Here is a 19,911-nt window from a genome sequence, read left to right as displayed (position 1 = left end):
GGATCCAGGGGGTGAGGACGACGACGGCGAGCCGTGCGGCGAGCGCGCGCAAGATCCTCATCCACTGGATGGACGCCATGGTCATCCTCCTGGGCCTGGTGTTCGTCACCCTCGTCCTCATCTACGCCGCGCGCGGCCAGATGGGCGTCCCGCAGGCGCTGCTCACGATCGCCTTCCTGGCGGGCCAGTTCACGCTGTTCCCCTCCGTGCTGCGGGCCGCCTTCGACGACCGGCCGCGGCCCACGGCGAAGCTGCTGGTGTCCGGGGCGTGCGCGGCCGGCTCGGTGCTGCTGTTGCCGCACGACGAGATGGCGAGCACGGCCACCTGGCTGGAGACCGGCGTCCTGTGGGTGTCGGTGGTCGCGTTCTACCTGCCGCTGTGGGCCACGGCCTGCCTGGGCGCCGCCGTGACCGTCCTGGTCAGCGGGTACGTCGTGTCGATCACCGACCGGTCCTGGGCCGGCACGCTGATCCCCGAGGCGGCCAGTTGCGCGCTCATGGTCGCGGCCATGCTGCTGTGGCGCTGGTTGTGGTGGACGATCAGGGACGCCAGCGACGGCCAGGAGGCCAAGGCGCGCCTGGCCATCGCCGAGGAGCGCCTGCGCTTCGCCCGCGACCTGCACGACCTGCTCGGCCGCAGCCTGTCGGTGATCACGCTGAAGAGCGAGCTGGCGGCCAAGTTGTCGGCCAAGGACCAGGCCAGGGCCCTCGCCGAGATGGACGCGGTGCGCGAACTGGCCCGCGACTCGCTGGCCGAGGTGCAACTGGCCGTGGACGGCTACCACACGCTCGACCTGGACACCGAGCTGGCCGGCGTACGGGCGGCGCTGGAGGCAGCCGGCGCCCGCTGCCTGATCGAGACCAGGGCCGGCGACCTGTCCCCCGCCGGGCGCGCGCTGCTGGCCTGGGTCGTGCGCGAGGGCGGCACGAACGTGCTCAAGCACAGCTCGGCCACCACCTGCGCGATCACCATCGAGGGCGGCGTGCTGGAGATGCGCAACGACGGTGTCAAAGACCTCTCCGCGGCCCCGGGCAGCGGCCTGCGCGGCCTGTCGGAGCGCCTGACCACGGCGGGCGGCTCGCTCTCGGCCGCCCCGACGCCCACCGGCGAGTTCCTGCTGCGCGCGGCGGTGCCCGCGTGAGGCGGCCGACCCGGCTGGACAAGGTCCGCTGGCTGATCGTCTACTCCACCGACATCATCCTGCTGGTGTCCGCGACCGGCTTCTACAACCTGTACCTGCTCGGGCAGAGCGTCGATCTGCCCCGGCAGGTGTTCGTGGCCGCCGGCGTGCTGCTGCTGGTCTTCATGGCGCTGGCCACGCGGCCGTTCCGGATCGCCGTGCGCGGCGGCCCCCGCCCGACGGCGCTGCTGGCCGTCACCGGGGTGCTCGCCCTGGTCCTCGCGGCCGGCACGATCCTGTACACGGTGCCGGTGTGGCTGGCGATGCTGGCCCCCTTCGTCCGCCGCCGGACGATCGTCATGTTGTCGGTCGGCTGGATCGCCGTCCTGGTGGCCGTCCTCGCGCTGACCATGGGCCTGCCCGTGGAGATGCTGTCGGCGGTCGTGGTGCTGGCCGTGTTCACCGGCATCGGCGTGGGCGGCGTGCTGGCGAACCTGTGGTTGTGGCGGGTGGCCAAGGAGGCGCACGAAGGGCAGGAGGCCAGGTCCAGGCTGGCCGTCTCGGAGGAGCGGCTGCGCTTCGCCCGCGACCTCAACGACCTGCTCGGGCAGAGCCTGGCCGACGTCTCGGCCAGGACCGCCCGCGCCGCCGGCTCGCTGCCCGGCGACCCGGCCGCCGCCGAGCGGGCCATGTTCGAGGTGCGCGACCTGGCCAGGCGGTCGCTGCGCGAGGTGCGGACCGTGGTGCAGAACTACCGGGCGCTCGACCTGGACGAGGTGCTGGCCGGCGTCCGGGCGGTGCTGGAGGCGGCCGAGGTCCGCTGCACGGTACGGGCCGACACCACGGCGCTGGCCCCGGAGGCGCGCACCCTGCTCGCCACCGTCGTCCGCGAGGGCGCCACCAACGTGCTCAAGCACAGCACGGCCGAACGCTGCACGATCACGATCGAGAACGGGGTGCTGGAGATGTCCAACGACGGGGTGAGCGGCCCGGTGGGCGAGCACGCGGCCAACGGGCTGGCGGGCCTGGCCCAGCGGGTCGGCGCGGCGGGCGGCGTGCTGCGGGCCGAGCCGACGTCCGACGGCGGCTACCTGCTGCGCGCGGCGGTGCCGGCATGACCACCCGCGTGCTGCTCGCCGACGACGAGCACCTGATCCGCGGCGCGATCGCCGCCCTGCTCGACCTGGAAGACGGCATCGAGGTCGTGGCCCAGGTGGGCCGGGGCGACGAGGTCGTGGACGCGGTCGCCGAACACCGCCCCGACGTGGCCGTGCTGGACATCGAGATGCCCGGCATGGACGGCCTGAGCGCCGCCGAGCGGATCAGCGCCCAATGCAAGATCGTCATCCTGACCAGCCTGGGCCGCCCCGGCTACCTGCGCCGGGCGATGGCCGCCGGCGTGAGCGGCTTCCTGGGCAAGGACGCCTCCGCCGAGGAACTGGCGATGGCGATCCGCAAGGTCATGGCCGGCGGCCGCTACCTGGACGCCGAGCTGGCCGCCGCCGCGATGGCCGCCGGCGACAGCCCGCTGACCGAACGGGAGCGCGACGCGCTGCGCCTGGCGGGCGACGGGGCGACGATCTCCAGGATCGCCGGCGAGCTCCACCTCACCGAGGGCACCGTGCGCAACTACCTGTCCAGCGCCATGACCAAGCTCAACGCCCAGAACCGGCTGGAGGCGATCCGCACCGCCCAGCGCATGGGCTGGCTCTGACGTCGGCGCCGGTGATCTCAGCGCCAGTTGGTGATCCGGCGCAGCACGTACTCCACCGGGCCGTGGCGGTGGGTGCGCAGCCAGCGTGCGCTCGCCCACACGAGCACGGTGTAGATCGCCAGGGCGACGCCCATCACCGCGATCGGTGACAGCCTGCCCGCGAGGGCGAGCCCGTACCCGGTGAAGACCAGGGCGATGAGCAGCGACTGGCCGACGTAGTTGGAGGCGGCCACCCGTCCCGGCGCGGCCAGGACGCGGCCCGCCGCCGGGAAGCGGCCGATCAGCCGGAGCAGGGTGGCGACGTAGGCGGCGGCCAGCAGGATCGAGGTGAGCGTGTTGACCGCGCCGCCGAGCAGCTCGACCGCGCCGGTCCGGCCGGACGTCCAGGCGTACAGCAGGCCGCCGGGCAGTCCGATGCCGAAGCCGGCCCACTGGACGCGGGCCAGCAGGCGGGGCCGGCGCCCGATCCCCTCCAGCAGCCTGGACTTGCCGGCCGCGAGCCCGAACAGGAACATCGCCAGCGCGGTCGGCCCCTGGAAGAGCCAGATCATCGCCACCAGCGGCGGGTAGAGCTCGGTCTGCATCGTCAGGAAGTCCAGCGGGCCGCCGGTGGCCAGGGCGAGCACGCGGGCGGCCGCCGCCGGATCGGCCGCGGCGGGCTGCCCGGCGGCCGGGTCGAGGGTGGACAGCCAGGCGAGGGCCAGCCAGAACAGGGTCAGCGCGCCGATGATCGAGGAGCCGGCGATGACGGCCGTCCGCGGTCCGAGCCCGCGCAGGGCCAGCAGGACCAGGCCGAGCACGGCGTACAGGGTGAGGATGTCGCCGATCCACAGCAGCAGGCCGTGGGCCAGCCCGATGACGAACAGCGCCAGGCAGCGGCGCAACGTCCTGGCCCGTACGCTCGCCCCCGCCCGCTCGGCCGCCCGCATCTGCAGCGTGAAGGAGTACCCGAACAGGAACGAGAAGATGATGTAGAACTTCGTCAGCACGAACGCCGTGATCGCCGAAGCCACGGGCCCGTCGGGGATGGGCATGGCGCCCGACAGCGCGTACCCCGGGTCGGCCAGGAAGCCGATGTTCGCGACCAGGATGCCCGCCAGCGCGAACCCGCGTACGGCGTCGACCTCCTGAACGCGTCCGGCGAGGGTGGTTTGCGTCATGCCCCGACGCTAGGGACGCCTCCCCGCGCGGCGCGTCCGTCCTTGGTCTGGACGGGCGTGACCAAAGGCTCAGCCGGGCGGATCGGCCGCGGCGGCGGCCACGGCGGCGTCGGCGGTGGGGTAGACCGGCAGGTGCGCGTCGACCCCGGTGATCTCCAGCAGCCGGGCGGGGGCGCCCTGCGGGGCCGCGAGGTAGACCCGCGCGTCGTGCGCGCGGGCCTCCTGGTGGCAGGCGAGCAGGGCGTGCAGCCCCGAGCTGTCCATGAACGTCATCGCGCTCAGGTCGAACACCACGTGGTCGGCCGGACGCGCCCTGGCCTGCCGGACGTGCTCCCGTAATCGCGTGTGGTTGGTGGCGTCGACCTCACCGCACACCTCGATCACGGTCACGCCGGGCAGGTGCCGATGGCTCATCGTCAGCGGCGTCATCGGCGGCCTGCCCGATCCTGGGCGGCGCGCGCCTCCGGAGGCGACCATGGATGCACGATAGACAGCTTCACCCGCCGGGGGTTCCGGCAAACCGTCACGATGAGGTCACGCCTTGGCCGGGCGGCGGCGGTCAGCGCTTCACCAGCAGCGCCACGCACTCGACGTGGTGGGTCATCGGGAAGGCGTCGAAGGCGCGCAGGTCGGTCAGCTCGTAGCCCAGCTCGCCCAGCCACTTGAGGTCTCTGGCCAGCGTCGCCGGGTCGCAGGAGACGTAGACGATGCGCAGCGCCTCCAGCCCCGCGACGCGCTCCACCACCTCGCGCCCGAGGCCCGACCGCGGCGGGTCGACCACCACGAGGTCGGCGCGCTCGATCTGGAACCGGTCGAGCGCCTCCTCGACCCGGCCCCGCTCGACCCTGGCCTGCGGCAGGTCGCGCAGGTTGGCGCGGGCGTCGCGGACGGCCGCCGCGTCGGACTCCAGCCCGAACACCGCGCCCTCAGGCCCGACCGCCTCGGCCAGCCCGGCCGCGAACAGGCCGACCCCGCAGTAGAGGTCGAGCGCCCACTCCCCCGGCTCGGGCGCGGCGTAGGCCAGCACCGCGTCGAGCAGCGTCTCGGCCGCCCCCGGGTGCACCTGCCAGAAGCCGCTGCCCGCGACCCGGAACTCGCGGTCGCCCACGTGCTCGTGCAGCACGCCGGAGCCGCGGCGCGGCACCGTGCGGCCCTTGCCCTGGTCGAGCAGGATCGAGGCGGGCGCGTCGAGCTCGGGCACGCTCACGCTGCGCCGCGGGCGCGGCGAGACCACCACGGCACGGTCGCCGCCGGCGGAGGCGATGACCTCGATGCCGGCCGCGCCGGGCCACTCGTGGTCTTCGGCGGCGACCGCCTCGACCTCGGGGTGGGCGATCAGGCAGGCGTCGACGACCTCGATCTCGTGCGAGCGGTGCCGGCGGAAGCCCAGCTCGCCGGCGGGCGTGGCGGCGAACTGCACGCGGGTGCGCCAGCCGAGCCCGTCCTTGGCGCCGGGCACCTCCTCCACGACGACCTCGCGCTCGATGCCCGCCAGCCGGTGCAGCTGCTCGGCCACGACCTGGGCCTTGAGCCGGCGCTGCGCCTCAAGCGTGGCGTGCTGCCAGTCGCAGCCGCCGCAGCGGCCGGGGCCGGCGTACTGGCAGGGCGGGACGACGCGGTCGGGCGAGGGCTCCAGGATCTCCACGGCGTCGGCGCGCAGGAACCGGCTGGTCTCCTCGGTCACGTCGGCGATCACCCGCTCGCCGGGCAACGCGTGCCGGACGAAGACCACCCGCCCTTCATGGCGTGCCACACACCAGCCGCCATGCGCGACCGGACCGACCGTCAGCTCCAGAGATGCCTGTTCCACACCCCCACCCTATGGTGAGCCGCCACGGGCGGCGTCCGCGTGCCCCGCCCGACGCCCCGGACACCCACTTTCCGGACTTGAGTCACTACTGTGGGTGATGATGGACAGAGGTCGGGTGGTGCGCCGGCGGCTCGGATTCGGGGGCACGCTGCTGGCCGTGCTGTTCGCCTGCGCCTCGCTGACGCCGTCGCTCCTGCCGCGCACGTGGCTGTTCCAGGGCGTGATGGGCGCGGTCACCGGCATCCTCGGCTACGGCGTGGGGGCCACGGCGGGCGCGCTGGGGCGGGCGGCGATTCCGTACCGGCTGCCGGAACGGGGACGGCGGGCCGCCTGGCAGATCATGATCGGCGGCTGCTCGGGGCTGACCGTCGTGGCCCTCTGGTACAGCATCGACTGGCAGCGCGACGTGCGGGCGCTCATGGGCATGGACACCCGGATCACCTGGTTCCCGCCGGTGATCCTCGCGGTGGCGGTCACGCTCTTCGCGCTGTGCCTGCTGCTGGCCCGTCTCGTCCGGCTGGCCGGGCGCAGGCTGATCGACTGGCTCGACCGGTACGTCCCCGCGTACGTGGGCCACATCGCCGGCGTGCTGATCGTCGCCTCCGTGGTCGCGGTGCTCGCCGACGACGTGCTGTTCTCGGGGTTCCTCAACACGATGAGCGACGTCTCCTCGGTCACCAACCAGGGCACCCATCCGGGCGTGCGCAGGCCGGGCTCGGCCAAGGTGTCCGGCGGGCCCGGGTCGCTGGTGGCCTGGGACTCCCTGGGCCGCGAGGGCCGCCGCTTCACCGGCACCGCCTCCACGGTCCCGGAGCTGACCGCCTTCTCCGGCCGGCCGGCGACCGAGCCCATCCGCGTGTACGTCGGCCTCGGCGCCACCTCCTCGCCCCGGCAGCAGGCCGCGGTGGCCGTACGGGAGCTGGAACGGACGGGCGGCTTCGGCCGTCCGGTGCTCGCGGTGCTCGGCACGACCGGCACCGGCTGGGTCGACCAGCACATCGCCGACTCGCTGGAGTTCATGTACAACGGCGACACCGCCATGGTCGCGGTGCAGTACTCCTACCTGCCGAGCTGGGTGTCGTTCCTGGCCGACCGGCACAAGGCGGCGGCCGCCGGGCGGGCCCTGTTCGAGGCGGTGCGCGCCAGATGGGACCGGCTCCCGCCCGGCCACCGGCCCCGGCTGCTGGTCGCCGGCGAGAGCCTCGGATCCTACGAGCTGGAGAACGCCTTCCGCGACCTGACCGACCTGGTCGCCCGGACCGACGGCGCGCTGTTCGTCGGCCCGCCCAACGCCAACCACATCTGGGACCACCTCACCGCCCACCGCGACCCCGGCACCCCCGTCTGGCGGCCGGTCTACCAGGGCGGCAGGACGGCCCGCTTCGCCCAGCACCCGGCCGACCTGTGGCGCCCCCAGGGCCCGTGGCCGCCGCCGCGCGTGGTCTACCTGCAGAACGCCACCGACCCCGTCGTGTGGTGGTCGCCCACGCTGATCTACCACCGGCCCGCCTGGCTGGAGGGCCCGCGGGGGCCCGGGGTGAACCCGCAGATGAACTGGTTCCCGCTGGTGACGTTCTGGCAGGTGCTGGTGGACATGACGGCGGCGATGTCCGTGCCGCCCGGCCACGGCCACCGCTACGGCGCCAACATCGTGGACGGGTGGGCCGCCGTCGCCGCGCCGCCGGGCTGGACGGCGTCCGACACGTGGCGGCTGCGGGCGCTGGTCAGCGCGCCTTGATCTGCCCCTCGTCCTTGACGGTCTGGTGCCAGGGACGGCGCACCGCGCCCGGCGCGTACGGCTCGGGCCGGCCCTTGAGCCGGTCGGAGGAGTGGAGCTGCCAGGGCACGCTGGTCACCATGACGCCCGGCTTGAACAGCAGCCTGGCCTTCAGCCGCAGCGCGCTCTGGTTGTGCAGCAGGTGCTCCCACCAGTGGCCGACGACGTACTCGGGGATGAAGACGGTGACCACGTCGCGCGGCGAGCGGCGGCGCAGGGTCTTGACGTAGTCGAGGATGGGCTGGGTGATCTCGCGGTAGGGCGAGTCGAGCATCTTGAGCGGCACCGGGATGCCGCGCCGCTCCCACTCCTCCTGCAGCTGGCGCGCCTCCTCGCCCTCGACGCCGACCGTGATCGCCTCCAGCGAGGACGGCCGGGTGGCGCGGGCGTAGGCGAGCGCCCGCATCGTCGGCTTGTGGATCTTGGAGACCAGCACGATCGCGTGGTTGCGGGCCGGCAGCATGGCGGGCTCGTAGTCGTCGGTGATCTCCAGCTCGGCCGCGACCTTGTCGTAGTGGCGGCGGATGCCCTTCATCATGAGGAACAGCACCGGCATCGCGATGACCACGATCCACGCCCCGACCAGGAACTTGGTCAGCAGCACGACGATCAGCACCAGGCCGGTCATGATGGCGCCGAAGAAGTTGATCACGCGCGAGCGGTGCATCTGGTGGCGGACCTGGCGGTCGGTCTCCGTCCTCAGGTGACGGGTCCAGTGGATGACCATGCCGGTCTGGCTGAGCGTGAAGGAGACGAACACGCCGACGATGTAGAGGTTGAGCAGGCGGCTGACGTCGGCCTGGAAGCCCCACAGCAGCAGGCAGGCGCCGAGGGCCAGGATGATGATGCCGTTGGAGAAGGCCAGCCGGTCGCCGCGGGTGTGCAGCTGGCGCGGCAGGTAGCGGTCCTGGGCGAGGATCGAGCCGAGCACCGGGAAGCCGTTGAAGGCGGTGTTCGCGGCCAGGAACAGGATGAGCGCGGTCACCGCGGAGATCACCACGAACGGCAGCGAGCCGCCGCCGAACACCGCGTCGGCCACCTGCGAGATGATCGGCTGCTGGTAGTAGCCCTCGCCGACCGGGGTGCCGTCGGGCCTGAGCAGGTCGTGGGCGACGACGCTCGGCTCGGCCACCCGCACGCCGGAGGCCAGCCCCAGCGCGATGATGCCGCCGAACATGGTGATGGCGATCAGGCCCATCATGAGCAGGGTCGTGGCGGCGTTCTTGCTCTTGGGCTTGCGGAAGGCGGGCACGCCGTTGCTGATGGCCTCGACGCCGGTCAGCGCGGCGCAGCCGGAGGAGAAGGCGCGCAGGATCAGGAAGGCCGCGGCGAAGGAGGCCAGGTTCGTCTGCTCGGGCCGGATGGTGAACCCGGCGCTGGGCGCCTGCAGCTCGTCGCCGAACACCAGCAGCCGGATGCCGCCCCAGGCGACCAGGCCGATCACCGCGAACATGAACGCGTACGTGGGGACGGCGAAGGCGGCGCCGGACTCGCGGATGCCGCGCAGGTTGACCACCGTGAGCAGGATCACAATGATGATGGCGATCGCGGGCCGGTGCTCGGCCACGAACGGGATGGTCGCGCCGACGTAGTCGACGCCGTTGGCCACCGACACGGCGACGGTCAGCACGTAGTCGACCATGAGGGCGCTGGCGACGGTGAGCCCCGCGTTCTTGCCCAGGTTGGTGGTGGCCACCTCGTAGTCGCCGCCGCCGCTCGGATAGGCGTGCACGTTCTGCCGGTACGACGCCACGACTGTGAGCATCACCACCACGACGGCGACGGCGATCCACGGACTGTAGGAATAGAACGAGACGCCCGCCAGCGACAGGATGACCAAAATCTCCTGCGGTGCGTAGGCCACCGAGGACAGCGCGTCACTGGCGAAGACCGGCAGGGCGATGCGTTTGGGCAGGAGTTGCTCGTGGAGCTGCCCGCTTCGCAGGGCACGTCCCACGAGCACGCGTTTGACAAGATCCGTTACCTTCGCCACGTAACGAGATGCTAGCCGCATGCCGATGCCCTAAACGCGGCGCTCCCCCATCGGGCCATACTGGTGTCGAGCAACCGGCCGACCGCGAAGTGCGGGGGAGTATGCATATTGTGATCATGGGATGCGGCAGGGTCGGTTCGACCCTCGCCCACATCCTCGAGGACAGCGGCCATTCCGTCGCCATCATCGACCGTGACCCGCAGGCGTTCCGCCGCCTGCGCGCGGGGTTCCGGGGGCGGCGGGTGACCGGCGTCGGCTTCGATCGCGACGTGCTCACCGAGGCCGGCATCGAGTCGGCGGCCGCCTACGTCGCCGTCTCCAGCGGCGACAACTCCAACATCATCTCCGCGCGCGTCGCCCGCGAGACGTTCGGCGTCGACAACGTGGTGGCCCGCATCTACGACCCCCGGCGGGCCGAGGTCTACCAGCGGCTGGGCATCCCCACGGTGGCCACCGTCCGCTGGACGGCCGACCAGATCCTGCGCCGCATCCTCCCCGAGGGCGCCGAGCCGCTGTGGCGCGACCCCACGGGCACGGTCGTGCTGGCCGAGGTGGCCGCCAACCCGGCCTGGATCGCCACCCGCGTCGTCGACCTGGAGAGCCGGGCCCACGCCCGCGTGGCCTTCATCAACCGCATGGGCGAGGCCCTGACCATCACGGACGAGACCGTGGTGCAGGAGGGCGACCTGCTCCACGTCATCGCGGCCGAGAACGACATGGACCGGATCAACAAGGTGCTCGCCGCGGCGCCGGAACAGGACGACTGATGCGCATCGCCATCGCCGGCGCGGGCGCCGTGGGCCGTTCCATCGCCGCCGAGCTGCTGGAGAACGGCCACGAGGTCCTGCTCATCGACGTCGACCCGCGGGCGATCAAGATCGACAGTGTGCCGCGCGCCGAGTGGCTGCTCGCCGACGCGTGCGAGATCGCCTCGCTCGACGAGGCCGGGCTCGGCAACTGCCACGTCGTGGTGGCCTCCTCCGGCGACGACAAGGTCAACCTCGTGGTGTCGCTGCTGGCCAAGACCGAGTACGGCGTGCCGCGCGTGGTGGCCCGCATCAACCACCCCAACAACGAGTGGCTGTTCAACGAGTCGTGGGGCGTCGACGTCGCCGTCTCGACGCCGCGGCTGCTGAGCGCGCTGGTGGAGGAGGCGGTCAGCGTCGGCGACCTGGTGCGGCTGATGACGTTCCGCCAGGGCCAGGCCAACCTGGTCGAGCTGACGCTGGCCGACGACGCCCCGGTGGTGGGCCAGCGCGCCGGGTCGGTGCCGTGGCCGGTCGACTCCGCGCTGGTGGCGATCCTGCGCGAGGGACGGGTGCTGGTGCCCACCGCCGACGACCCCCTGGAGGCCGGCGACGAGCTGCTGTTCGTGGCCAGCCAGGAGGTCGAGGAGGAGCTCGCCCACCTGCTCTCGCAGCGCTGAGCATGGACGCCGGCCGCGCCCGGTCGTTGTTCGAGGGCGCCCGTGTGGCCCGCCTGGCGACGGCCGACGCGGCCGGGGTGCCGCGGGTGGTGCCGGTCACCTTCGCCGTCCTCGGGAACGACGTCGTCACCGCCGTCGACCACAAGCCGAAGAGCACCCACGACCTGGCGCGGCTGCGCGACATCCGGGCGAACCCGCGGGTCAGCCTGCTCGCCGACCACTACGAGGACGACTGGACCAGGCTGTGGTGGGCGCGCGCCGACGGCACGGCGACCGTGCGCGAGGACGGCCACGACGCCGCCCTGCGGGCGCTGGCCGGCAAGTACGACCAGTACCGCCGGCGGCCGCCCGAAGGGCCGGTGATCGTGGTCGCGGTCAGTCGGTGGTCGGGGTGGGCGTACTCGGGATGAGCAGGTCGCGGTGGCCGCCCTGCAGGCCCTCGGGCAGGTCGTCGGCGGTGACCCAGCGGGCTTCGAGGATCTCCAGCGGGTCGATCCTGAGCGTGCCGCCGACGAGCCGGGCCTCGTAGGCCACCTCGGCCCGCAGCCCGAACCCGCTGCGCACGCGCAGCAGGCGGCCGGTGCGCACGCGCAGGCCGGTCTCCTCGAACACCTCGCGCTCGACCGTGCCCTCGAACGTCTCGCCCCGCCTGGCGAACCCGGTGGGGAAGCCCCACTGCCGCCCTTCCTGCCACAGACGGTGACGCAGGACGAGCACCCGACCGTCGGAGTCGCGTACGAGGCCGGTGACGCCGACCATGAAGGTGGCGTGGGTCAGCCACAACACCCGCCAGCGAAGCCGCCCGCCCAGCGCCTTCCACACCCGCGCCACCACCCAGCCCACCACATTCCCCCTCATCTCCCCCAGACTCCCACGCCCACCGACCTTCCGCTCCCGCGCCGGTTCCGCGAGCGCCGTCCCGGCGGGCTCCGGGGTCACCTGACCCAGCGGCGGAAGCCGCCCTCGGAGTTGACGACCTGGCCCGTGATCCAGGCGGCCTCGTCCGTGACGAGCCGTCGCACCCGCCGGCCGCCCTCCTCCGGCCCGCCGTAAACGCGTCCCCGCCCCGACGGGCCTGCTCCGGTACATCGTGGCGGGCGGCGAACGCCCGCGTCAGCACACTGGCCCACGCGTTGACCGCCCACGCCAGGCGGAGCTCGGCGGTCCGCTCAGCCAGCGCCTGGCGGGAGCTGCGCGCGTGGTCGGCCACCGGCGCGTCCACGCGTCCCCGACCCCGGTCCCCACCCGCTCCATCACGCGCTCAAGGGCGTCAGGTCGGCCTCCATGTGCATAAGCTCGTCACCAAGTGCCGCCCAGCGCGTCGAGCACGCCGTCGATGCCCGCCGGGTTACCGCGCCAGGGCCGGCCGGGGCCCTGCGAGGTCCAGGATCGCACCGCAACCCGCGTGGACGCCGACAGCTCGCGCGCCACCGCGAAGCCGATGTCCGCCCGGTGGCTCACCCCGGTCCCCACCGCGTCACTGGCCCCGCCAGGGGTCCTCGTCCATGGCTCGTCCGAGCATCATGGCGGGCCGAGGGGTCAGAGGCGATGGATCCGGCTCAGGTCGACGTCGAGGTCGAAGGGGACGGTCAGCTTGAGCCTGTCGTGGTGGATGCCGGTGAGCGCGTAGGCGCGGGTGGCGGGGTCACGCTCGTAGACGTAGACGACGGGCTCGCCGCCGTCGTCCTCGACCCGCCAGAAGTGCGGGATCCCGGCCGCGGCATAGAGAGCCGGCTTGCGCTCGCGGTCCCGGCTACGGGACTCGGGTGACACCACTTCGACAGCCAGGACCACGTCCTGTGCCTTGTAGAAGGTCTCGCGACCGCTGCCGAGGGCCTCGGCCTTCAGCACGACGAGGTCAGGCTCGGGGCGTTGATCGTGTCCCAGAACCACGCTCATCTCGCGGCGAACCCGGAGCTCTTCAGGAGCGGCTCCGCGCAGGTCAGCAGCAAGGAGGTCGACTATCACGGCGTGGAAGGACGCTTGGGGGCTCACGAAGACCAAGCTTCCGTCAATCAACTCTGTGTGCGCAGGCAGATTCGGAATGTTATCCAGGTCTTCTGCGACAAAGCCTCCCGGTGGCGGGAAGACCCAGTCAGGCAGCGAGGAAGTGGTCATCTCGAGGCTCACCGCTTCGGCTGTCATGCATCTACGCTACCAATGTAATGCGCTCACGCCAGGTGAACAGGCGCACACGTTTCGGCGACCGGGCGGTCCACTGCGGGTCAGGCCGGGGCGACAGGGGGCTTAATGGGGGTGCGGCCGCGGCCGAGCAGCCAGAGCATCGCGGCCAGGGCCGCCACCTGCAGGGGCCAGCCCATCACGATCTTGGCGAAGCCGAGCGCGGCCACCGCCTCGTCACCGCCGCCGAACAGGTAGACCGGGCCCTGCACGGCCACCCGTACCACGCACGGCAGCATGAGCAGCCAGGTCAGCCGCGTGCAGAGCCGGACGACGCCCGCGTCTTTGTGCCAGCCCACCGGGTCGTTGGTGACCGAGCCGATGAGGAACCCGACGACCGGCCAGCGGGTGACGATGGACAGCAACATGCCCAGCGAGTACGCGCCGTTCCACAGGATGCCGGGCAGGAAGTAGTCTTTCGCGTTGCCGGTGCGGCTGGCGAAGAAGGCGCCGATCGCGATGCCGATCAGGCTGTTGATCACGAACTGCGGCGTGGACCGCTGGACCACCCTGACCAGCAGGAGCACCACCGAGAGCGAGATGCTGACGATGAGCGACGTCTTCAGGTCTTCGGTGACGATCCACGAGACCGTGAAGGCGATCGTCGGCACCGCGGCCTCGATGATGCCGCGGACGCCGCCGAAGGCCTTGGCGAGCTGGGCTCGCACCGCCGCCTCGACGGTCTCGTGCGCGGCCTCTTCCGCCTCAGCACTCACCTGATCAACTCCCTGGGCGCAGTTCGTATCGCGGATTGAACATCACCTTGCGCCCGTCCTGCATGCTGACCAGGCCCTCGGCCTTGACCGTGCGGCCCGGCTCGATGCCGACGATCTTGCGGCGGCCGAGCCATACCAGGTCGATCACGTCGGACCCGTCGTACAGCTCGGCCTCCAGGGCGGGGGCGCCGCCCCTCGGACGCAATGTCACCGTACGTAGCGTACCCGCTACACAGAACCTGCGGCGCCCGCCACACGACACGATGGGCGTCGCGCCGACCTCGTCGGCGTCTTCCCGCAGTTCCTGGGCCTCGATCTCCGACTGGGTCGTGGCCAGCCGGCTGAAGAAGCCGCGCAATCCCCCGCGTTTCGGAGGCTCTGCCGTACTCATGATGGTTCAGCCTATGTGATGGTAAGCCGTCAGCGAATAGCCGATGGGGGGTCTTGGGAATGTCGCCGGGCTGGGCCGGGCGGGGCCCGCAGGGATAACGCTCAGCGGGTCTCGCTGATTTCCGGGCCGCGCTTGAAGGGGCTGAACGCCGGAGGTTCGTCCTGCTCGCCGGCCTGCCGCTCGTGCGGACGGCTCAGCGTGATGGGCTCCTCGCGGGCCATCGGCTCGTCGCCGCGCACGACCACGACGTCCTTGACGAAGTCGATGAACGCCCCGGAGACGCGCTCGTCGAGGGCGCCGGGGCCGGTGATGGCGGCCAGGAGGAACCAGCGCGGGCCGTCGATGCCGATGTAGCGGGCCGCCCGGCTGCCGCCTTCCATGGCGACCTCGCCGGCCAGCTCGACGCCGAACGGGCCCTCCCGCTCCTCCAGGGTCTTGGCCTGGGCGACGATCTTGGTCCTGACGTCGTCCCACAGGCCGCCCGAGCGCGGCGCGGCCAGGGCCTGGAGCTGCAGCGAGCTGTCCTCGTACAGGACGACGACACCGACGTGCTGGTCGCCGAGCGAGGCCAGGCGCACGTCGAAGTCGGGGTTGTGCGGCAGCCGCAGGCCGCCGAGGTCGATCCTGTCCGTGTCGGGGTGGGGCTCGTCGGCGTCCCACGGGCCGGACTCGCGGGTGGGGGCCTGGGACTCCTGCTCGGCCACCGTTTCCGGCTGCTCACGACGACGACGTCGGAACACGTTCCTCACTCTCCCTGTTCGCGGGGCCGGAGCCCCAGGCTTGCTTCGGGCCGGCCGCTTCAGCGGCCCGTCGATCCGAATCCGTTGGCGCCGCGCACCGAGCCGGGCAGGCGTTCGACCTCGTAGAAGGCCGCGCGCTCGACCCGCTGGACCACGAGCTGGGCCACCCGGTCGCCGCGCTGGAGGCGGAACGGCTCCTTGGCGTCGGTGTTGATCAGCGTCACCTTGATCTCACCCCGGTAGCCCGCGTCGACGGTGCCGGGGGCGTTGACGAGCGTGACGCCGTGGCGGGCCGCCAGGCCGGAGCGCGGGTGCACGAACGCGGCGTAGCCGTCGGGCAGCGCGATCGCCACGCCGGTGCCGACCACGGCCCGCTCGCCGGGCAGCAGCTCGACGTCCTCGGCCGCGTAGAGGTCGGCGCCGGCGTCGCCCGGGTGGGCGTAGGACGGCACCGGCAGCCCGGTGTCGAGCCGCTGGATGAGGACCTCCACGTCGCTCACGGGTTCACCTCGAAGTCCTGGTGTTCGGCGGCGATGGCCGCAAGGTCGCCGTGTTCGGCGAAGTGTTCCATGCTCACCTCGATGAACAGCGCCGCCGCGCGGACGGCGACCGGTCCGTCGGGGGCGCCGACGCGCCCCTCCGCCTCAAGGTACGCCTTCCTGCCCGTGATCCCGTTGCACCAGGCGCGCAGGTGGAGTGTCGTGCCCACGGGAACGGGGAGAAGGTAGTCGGTCTCCAGCCGGGCCGTCACATAGGGCTTGTGGAACAGGTAGACCGACATTCCGATGACCTCGTCCATCGCGGCGGCCAGCACGCCGCCGTGGGCGAGCATCGGCGCGCCCTGGTGGGCCTCCCCCACGGTGAACTCGGCCTCGACCGTGACGCCGTCGGGCGTGGCCGCCTTCAGGTGCAGACCGGTCGGGTGGTCGCCGCCGCAGCCGAAGCAGCGGCTGTAGTGGGAGCCGAGGGAACTGCCCGGCGCCGGGGCGCCGGGATGGGCCGCGGGCGCCGAGGCGTCCGGCGGCGGGGTGGTGAGGGAGGAACGCGTCACGGGTGACGAGGTTACTCTCTGCGGCCCCTGGACTCGCCCTCGACACCGGATCGGAACCCCGGCCCGCTCCGCGTCACCCCGCCGGGGCGACCGCGCCTCCGGACGGCGGCTCATCGGCGGGAGGTGCGCCTCCGGACGGCGGTTCCCCCGCCGGCGGCTCGTGGTGGGGCGGCGGCGGCAGGGCGGGCGGTTTGTGGCGCAGCTCCGGCAAGGCCCGGTAGATCACCGCCGCGACCGGCACGGCCACGGCCGCTCCCGCGATGCCCGCCAGGATGCCGCCGACCGACAGCACCAGGATGATCGCCAGCGGGTGGAAGTTGAGCGCCCTGCCCACGATCAGCGGCTGGAGCACGTGGTTCTCCAGCTGCTGCTCGACGATGAGGATGCCGAGGAAGATCAGCGCGTAGACCAGGCCCTTGGCGCCGAGGGTGACGAGGGTGGCGACGGTGCCGGCGAAGAAGATGCCGACGATGGGGATGAAGCTGGCGAAGAAGATCAGCACCGCCAGCGGCGCCCACAGCGGCACCCCCATGCCGGCCAGCACGATGCCCATGATGAGGCCGTGCACGGCGGCCACGGCCACGGTGCCCTGGACGTAGTGGGAGAGCGTGGTCCAGGCCGCCCGGCCCGCCCGGTCGACCCGCGGCGACATCGAGCCGAAGGCGCGCAGGAACCACGACCAGATGCGGTCGCCGTCCTTGAGCAGGAAGAACGTCACGAACAGCAGCAGCACGATGGACGCGAGCACCTCGATCGCGACGGCGCTGGCCGACAGCACCGTGCCGGTGATGGCGGTGCGCTGGGCGTTGACCATCGTGGCGATCTCGTCGACGTAGCCGGTGATCTGGGCCTGCTTCAGGTGCAGCGGGCCGGTGATCAGCCACTCCTGGACCGAACGCGCGGTGGCCTGCACCTGCGTGACCAGGTTGGGGAACTCCTCGCTGGCCCGCGCGCCGACCAGCCAGCCGGTGCCGGCCAGGACGGCGAGCGCGACCAGCATGGTCAGCCAGGTGGCGTAGATGGGCCGCAGGCCCGCCCGCCGCAGGCTCTTGGTGAGCGGGAACAGCAGCGCGGTCAGCAGCAGCGCGATGGCCACGGGCAGCGCCACGAAGGTGAGCCGGGCGATCGCCTGGACGAAGAAGTAGACGACCACGCCGACGAGGATCAGGCACCCGCACCATGCGGCCATCTTGGCCAGCACGGGCGGGACGAGTGTGGTGGGGCGGTCGATCTGCACGTGTTCCAGACTGGCACGTCCGGGCCGGGGATGCGCACCGATAAAACGCCGGGATGCCGGACAGGCGGTGAGGGTGCCGTCCCCCACCGCCCGTGCCGGACGGCCGTGCCTCAGCCCAGGTGCACCTCGACGGTCAGCACGTCGCCGCCGTCGAGGACGAACTCCTCGACGACGCCGGCCGCGCACAGGTCGTCCTGGGCCTGCCGGACGAGCTCGGCCTCCGGCCCCGTGACGGTCAGCCTGGCCACCTCGGCCCGCATCGACAACTTGGCCTCCGACTTGGCCTTGCGCATCCGCCGCAGCACCTCCGAGGCCACGGTCAGCACCGCCGGGTCGCCCGTGCCGCGCTCGGGAGCCGGCCAGGCGGCGCGGTGGACCGAGCCCTCGCGCCACCAGGACCACACCTCCTCGGTCACGAACGGCAGCACCGGCGCGAACAGCCGCAGCAGCACGTCGAGCGCCTGCCGCAGCGCCGCGTGCGCCGAGGCGGCGGCCGGCCCGGACTCGTACGCCCGCGCCTTGACCAGCTCCAGGTAGTCGTCGCAGAAGGACCAGAAGAACCGCTCGACGGCCTCCAGCGCGCGGGTGTGGTCGTAGGACTCGAACGCCTGCGTGGCCTCCCGGGCCATGTCGGACAGGGCGGCGAGCATCGACAGGTCGACCGGCTCGGTGACCTCGCCGTCGCTGCCGGCCAGCCCGAGCACGAACTTCGAGGCGTTGAGGATCTTGATCGCCAGCCGCCGCCCGATCTTGAGCTGGCCGACGTCGAACGTGGTGTCCACGCCGTAGCGGCCGTTGGCGGCCCAGTAGCGGACGGCGTCGGAGCCGTGCTGCTCCAGCAGGTCGAGCGGGGTGACCACGTTGCCCTTGGACTTGGACATCTTCTTGCGGTCGGGGTCGAGGATCCAGCCGGAGATCGCCACGTCGGTCCACGGCAGCGCGTCGAACTCCAGGTGGGAGCGGACCACCGTGGAGAACAGCCAGGTGCGGATGATCTCGTGCGCCTGCGGCCGCAGGTCGTAGGGGGACACACGCCGGTAGAGGTCGTCGTCGCTCGCCCAGCGCCCGGCGATCTGCGGCGTCAGGGACGAGGTCGCCCAGGTGTCCATGACGTCGGGGTCGGCCATGAACCCGCCGGGCACACCCCGCTGCTCCTCGCTGTAGCCGGGCGGCACGTCGGAGGACGGGTCGATCGGCAGCGACTCCTCGGCCGGCAGGATCGGCGCGTCGTGGACCGGGTTGCCGGCCTCGTCCAGCGGATACCACACCGGGAACGGCACGCCGAAGAAGCGCTGGCGGGAGATCAGCCAGTCGCTGGTCAGGCCCTCGACCCAGTTGTCGTAGCGCACCCGCATGTGCGGCGGGTGCCAGGCCAGCTCGCTGCCGCGCTCCAGCAGCCGGGCGCGCAGCGCCTGCTCGCGCCCGCCGTTGCGGATGTACCACTGGCGGGTGGTGACGATCTCCAGCGGCTTGTCGCCGCGCTCGTAGAACTTCACCGGGCGCTGCACCGGACGCGGGTCGCCGTCGAGGTCGCCGGACTCGCGCAGCAGCTCGACGATGCGCTCGCGGGCGCTGTGGACGGTCTTGCCGGCCAGCTCCTTGTACGGCTCCGGCTCCACGCCGTCGGGCGGCTCGGGCAGCAGCCGGCCGTCCCAGCCGATGACCGGCCGGGTGGGCAGGTGCAGCTCACGCCACCAGGTGACGTCGGTGATGTCGCCGAACGTGCAGATCATCGCGATGCCGGACCCCTTGTCGGGCTCGGCCAGGTGGTGGGCCAGGATCGGCACCTCGACGCCGAACAGCGGCGTGAGCGCGGACGTGCCGAACAGCGGCTTGTAGCGCTCGTCGTCGGGGTGGGCGACCAGCGCGACGCAGGCCGGGATCAGCTCGGGCCTGGTCGTCTCGATCCAGATCGGCCCGCGCTCGCCGTAGAAGGAGATGCGGTGGAAGGCGCCGGGCCACTCGCGGTCCTCCAGCTCGGCCTGGGCCACCGCGGTGCGGTAGGTGACGTCCCACAGCGTGGGCGCCTCGGCGAGGTAGGCCTCGCCGCGGCCGAGGTTGCGCAGGAACGCCCGCTGGGAGACCGCCTGCGACTCGTCGCTGATCGTGGTGTAGAGCAGGTCCCAGTCGACCGACAGGCCGACCCGGCGCCAGACCTCCTCGAACGCCTTCTCGTCGATGGCGGTGAGCTGGTGACACAGCTCGACGAAGTTGCGCCGCGAAATCGAGATCTCACGTTTGCCCGGCTTGTCCGGTGGAACGAAGTCAGGATCGTACGGCAGCGACGGATCGCAGCGCACCCCGTAGACGTTCTGCACCCGCCGTTCGGTAGGCAGGCCGTTGTCGTCCCAGCCGATGGGGTAGAACACCGACTTGCCGATCATCCGCTGGTAGCGGGCCATGATGTCGCTGTGGGTGTAGGAGAAGACATGACCGACGTGGAGGGAGCCGGACACGGTCGGGGGCGGCGTGTCGATGGAGTAGACCTGCTCGCGCGGCTTGGACCGGTCGAAGCGGTAGGTGCCCTCCTCCTGCCAGCGAGCTACCCATACCTGCTCCAAGCCGTCGAGGGTCGGCTTTTCCGGCATGGATGC

21 protein-coding genes are annotated in these 19,911 nt (G+C 72.1%); 7 read left to right on the top strand and 14 right to left on the bottom strand.

What is annotated here, in order from left to right:
• Positions 1-11 precede the first annotated feature (11 nt).
• The 3 genes from ABT158_RS30480 to ABT158_RS30470 are packed head-to-tail and all read left to right on the top strand — an operon-like array spanning position 12 to position 2,835.
• Positions 12-1,142, top strand: coding sequence for a sensor histidine kinase (locus tag ABT158_RS30480; protein WP_352359192.1), 1,131 nt, complete (start codon positions 12-14; stop codon positions 1,140-1,142).
• Entirely contained in the window at positions 1,139-2,239 is a 1,101-nt protein-coding gene (locus ABT158_RS30475) for a sensor histidine kinase (protein WP_352359190.1), read from the top strand. Before ABT158_RS30480 ends, ABT158_RS30475 begins: the two co-directional genes overlap by 4 nt.
• Positions 2,236-2,835, top strand: coding sequence for a response regulator transcription factor (locus ABT158_RS30470; protein ID WP_125646369.1), 600 nt, complete (start codon positions 2,236-2,238; stop codon positions 2,833-2,835). The genes ABT158_RS30475 and ABT158_RS30470 overlap by 4 nt, the downstream gene beginning before the upstream one ends.
• 17 nt (positions 2,836-2,852) lie before the next feature.
• Here the strand turns inward: ABT158_RS30470 and ABT158_RS30465 are convergent, their stop codons facing one another.
• From ABT158_RS30465 to ABT158_RS30455, 3 genes are all read right to left on the bottom strand, one after another.
• Complete coding sequence (locus tag ABT158_RS30465) at positions 2,853-3,995, bottom strand: DUF418 domain-containing protein (RefSeq protein WP_352359187.1); 1,143 nt, start codon at positions 3,993-3,995, stop codon at positions 2,853-2,855.
• A gap of 69 nt (positions 3,996-4,064) precedes the next feature.
• Entirely contained in the window at positions 4,065-4,472 is a 408-nt protein-coding gene (locus tag ABT158_RS30460) for an STAS domain-containing protein (protein WP_352359185.1), read from the bottom strand.
• Positions 4,473-4,554: 82 nt separating this feature from the next.
• A complete protein-coding gene (locus ABT158_RS30455) occupies positions 4,555-5,805 on the bottom strand; it encodes a class I SAM-dependent RNA methyltransferase (protein ID WP_352359183.1) in 1,251 nt (416 codons plus the stop codon).
• 97 nt (positions 5,806-5,902) lie between these two features.
• On the opposite strand from ABT158_RS30455, the gene ABT158_RS30450 reads away from it, so the two are divergent.
• Positions 5,903-7,543: an alpha/beta hydrolase gene (locus ABT158_RS30450; RefSeq protein ID WP_352359181.1), complete on the top strand. Its 1,641-nt coding sequence runs from the start codon at positions 5,903-5,905 to the stop codon at positions 7,541-7,543.
• On the opposite strand, the gene ABT158_RS30445 is transcribed toward ABT158_RS30450, so the two are convergent.
• Entirely contained in the window at positions 7,530-9,545 is a 2,016-nt protein-coding gene (locus tag ABT158_RS30445; protein ID WP_502911579.1) for an APC family permease, read from the bottom strand. The two genes, ABT158_RS30450 and ABT158_RS30445, sit on opposite strands and share 14 nt — an antisense overlap.
• A gap of 131 nt (positions 9,546-9,676) precedes the next feature.
• Here ABT158_RS30445 and ABT158_RS30440 point away from each other — a divergent pair, with 131 nt between their 5' ends.
• The 3 genes from ABT158_RS30440 to ABT158_RS30430 are packed head-to-tail and all read left to right on the top strand — an operon-like array spanning position 9,677 to position 11,411.
• Positions 9,677-10,342 (top strand): potassium channel family protein, encoded by a 666-nt coding sequence (locus ABT158_RS30440; protein WP_352359177.1) that lies wholly within the window; start codon positions 9,677-9,679, stop codon positions 10,340-10,342.
• Complete coding sequence (locus ABT158_RS30435; RefSeq protein WP_352359175.1) at positions 10,342-11,001, top strand: potassium channel family protein; 660 nt, start codon at positions 10,342-10,344, stop codon at positions 10,999-11,001. The genes ABT158_RS30440 and ABT158_RS30435 overlap by 1 nt, the downstream gene beginning before the upstream one ends.
• Positions 11,002-11,003: 2 nt before the next feature.
• Complete coding sequence (locus tag ABT158_RS30430) at positions 11,004-11,411, top strand: TIGR03668 family PPOX class F420-dependent oxidoreductase (RefSeq protein WP_352359173.1); 408 nt, start codon at positions 11,004-11,006, stop codon at positions 11,409-11,411.
• Here ABT158_RS30430 and ABT158_RS30425 read toward each other — a convergent pair.
• The 10 genes from ABT158_RS30425 to valS all read right to left on the bottom strand — a co-directional run bounded on the left by ABT158_RS30425 (position 11,377) and on the right by valS (position 19,905).
• On the bottom strand, positions 11,377-11,859 hold the full coding sequence (locus ABT158_RS30425) for an NUDIX domain-containing protein (protein WP_352359171.1): 483 nt from the start codon (positions 11,857-11,859) through the stop codon (positions 11,377-11,379). The genes ABT158_RS30430 and ABT158_RS30425 overlap by 35 nt on opposite strands.
• A gap of 441 nt (positions 11,860-12,300) precedes the next feature.
• Positions 12,301-12,462, bottom strand: coding sequence for a hypothetical protein (locus tag ABT158_RS30420; RefSeq protein ID WP_352359169.1), 162 nt, complete (start codon positions 12,460-12,462; stop codon positions 12,301-12,303).
• A 78-nt stretch (positions 12,463-12,540) separates the two neighbouring features.
• The gene (locus ABT158_RS30415) at positions 12,541-13,119 is read right to left on the bottom strand and encodes a Uma2 family endonuclease (protein ID WP_387665281.1); all 579 of its coding nucleotides are present in this window, start codon (positions 13,117-13,119) and stop codon (positions 12,541-12,543) included.
• Between the two features lie 107 nt (positions 13,120-13,226).
• On the bottom strand, positions 13,227-13,898 hold the full coding sequence (locus ABT158_RS30410) for a DUF3159 domain-containing protein (RefSeq protein ID WP_352359165.1): 672 nt from the start codon (positions 13,896-13,898) through the stop codon (positions 13,227-13,229).
• Positions 13,899-13,902: 4 nt separating this feature from the next.
• A complete protein-coding gene (locus tag ABT158_RS30405; protein WP_352324045.1) occupies positions 13,903-14,289 on the bottom strand; it encodes an OB-fold nucleic acid binding domain-containing protein in 387 nt (128 codons plus the stop codon).
• A 101-nt stretch (positions 14,290-14,390) separates the two neighbouring features.
• Entirely contained in the window at positions 14,391-15,029 is a 639-nt protein-coding gene (locus ABT158_RS30400; RefSeq protein WP_352359163.1) for a DUF3710 domain-containing protein, read from the bottom strand.
• Between the two features lie 59 nt (positions 15,030-15,088).
• Positions 15,089-15,529 (bottom strand): dUTP diphosphatase, encoded by a 441-nt coding sequence (gene dut / locus ABT158_RS30395; protein WP_352324043.1) that lies wholly within the window; start codon positions 15,527-15,529, stop codon positions 15,089-15,091.
• Positions 15,526-16,080, bottom strand: coding sequence for a PaaI family thioesterase (locus tag ABT158_RS30390; protein ID WP_352324042.1), 555 nt, complete (start codon positions 16,078-16,080; stop codon positions 15,526-15,528). The genes dut and ABT158_RS30390 overlap by 4 nt, the downstream gene beginning before the upstream one ends.
• 73 nt (positions 16,081-16,153) lie before the next feature.
• Positions 16,154-17,317, bottom strand: coding sequence for an AI-2E family transporter (locus ABT158_RS30385; protein WP_352359160.1), 1,164 nt, complete (start codon positions 17,315-17,317; stop codon positions 16,154-16,156).
• Between the two features lie 110 nt (positions 17,318-17,427).
• On the bottom strand, positions 17,428-19,905 hold the full coding sequence (gene valS / locus ABT158_RS30380) for a valine--tRNA ligase (protein WP_352359158.1): 2,478 nt from the start codon (positions 19,903-19,905) through the stop codon (positions 17,428-17,430).
• Between the last annotated feature and the right edge of the window lie 6 nt (positions 19,906-19,911).

Origin of the sequence: Nonomuraea sp. NPDC001636 (assembly GCF_040298265.1) — a bacterium.
Lineage (GTDB): Bacteria > Actinomycetota > Actinomycetes > Streptosporangiales > Streptosporangiaceae > Nonomuraea.
The sequence above is the reverse complement of the archived record's forward strand: the minus strand, read 5'-3'. Positions and strand labels throughout refer to the sequence as shown.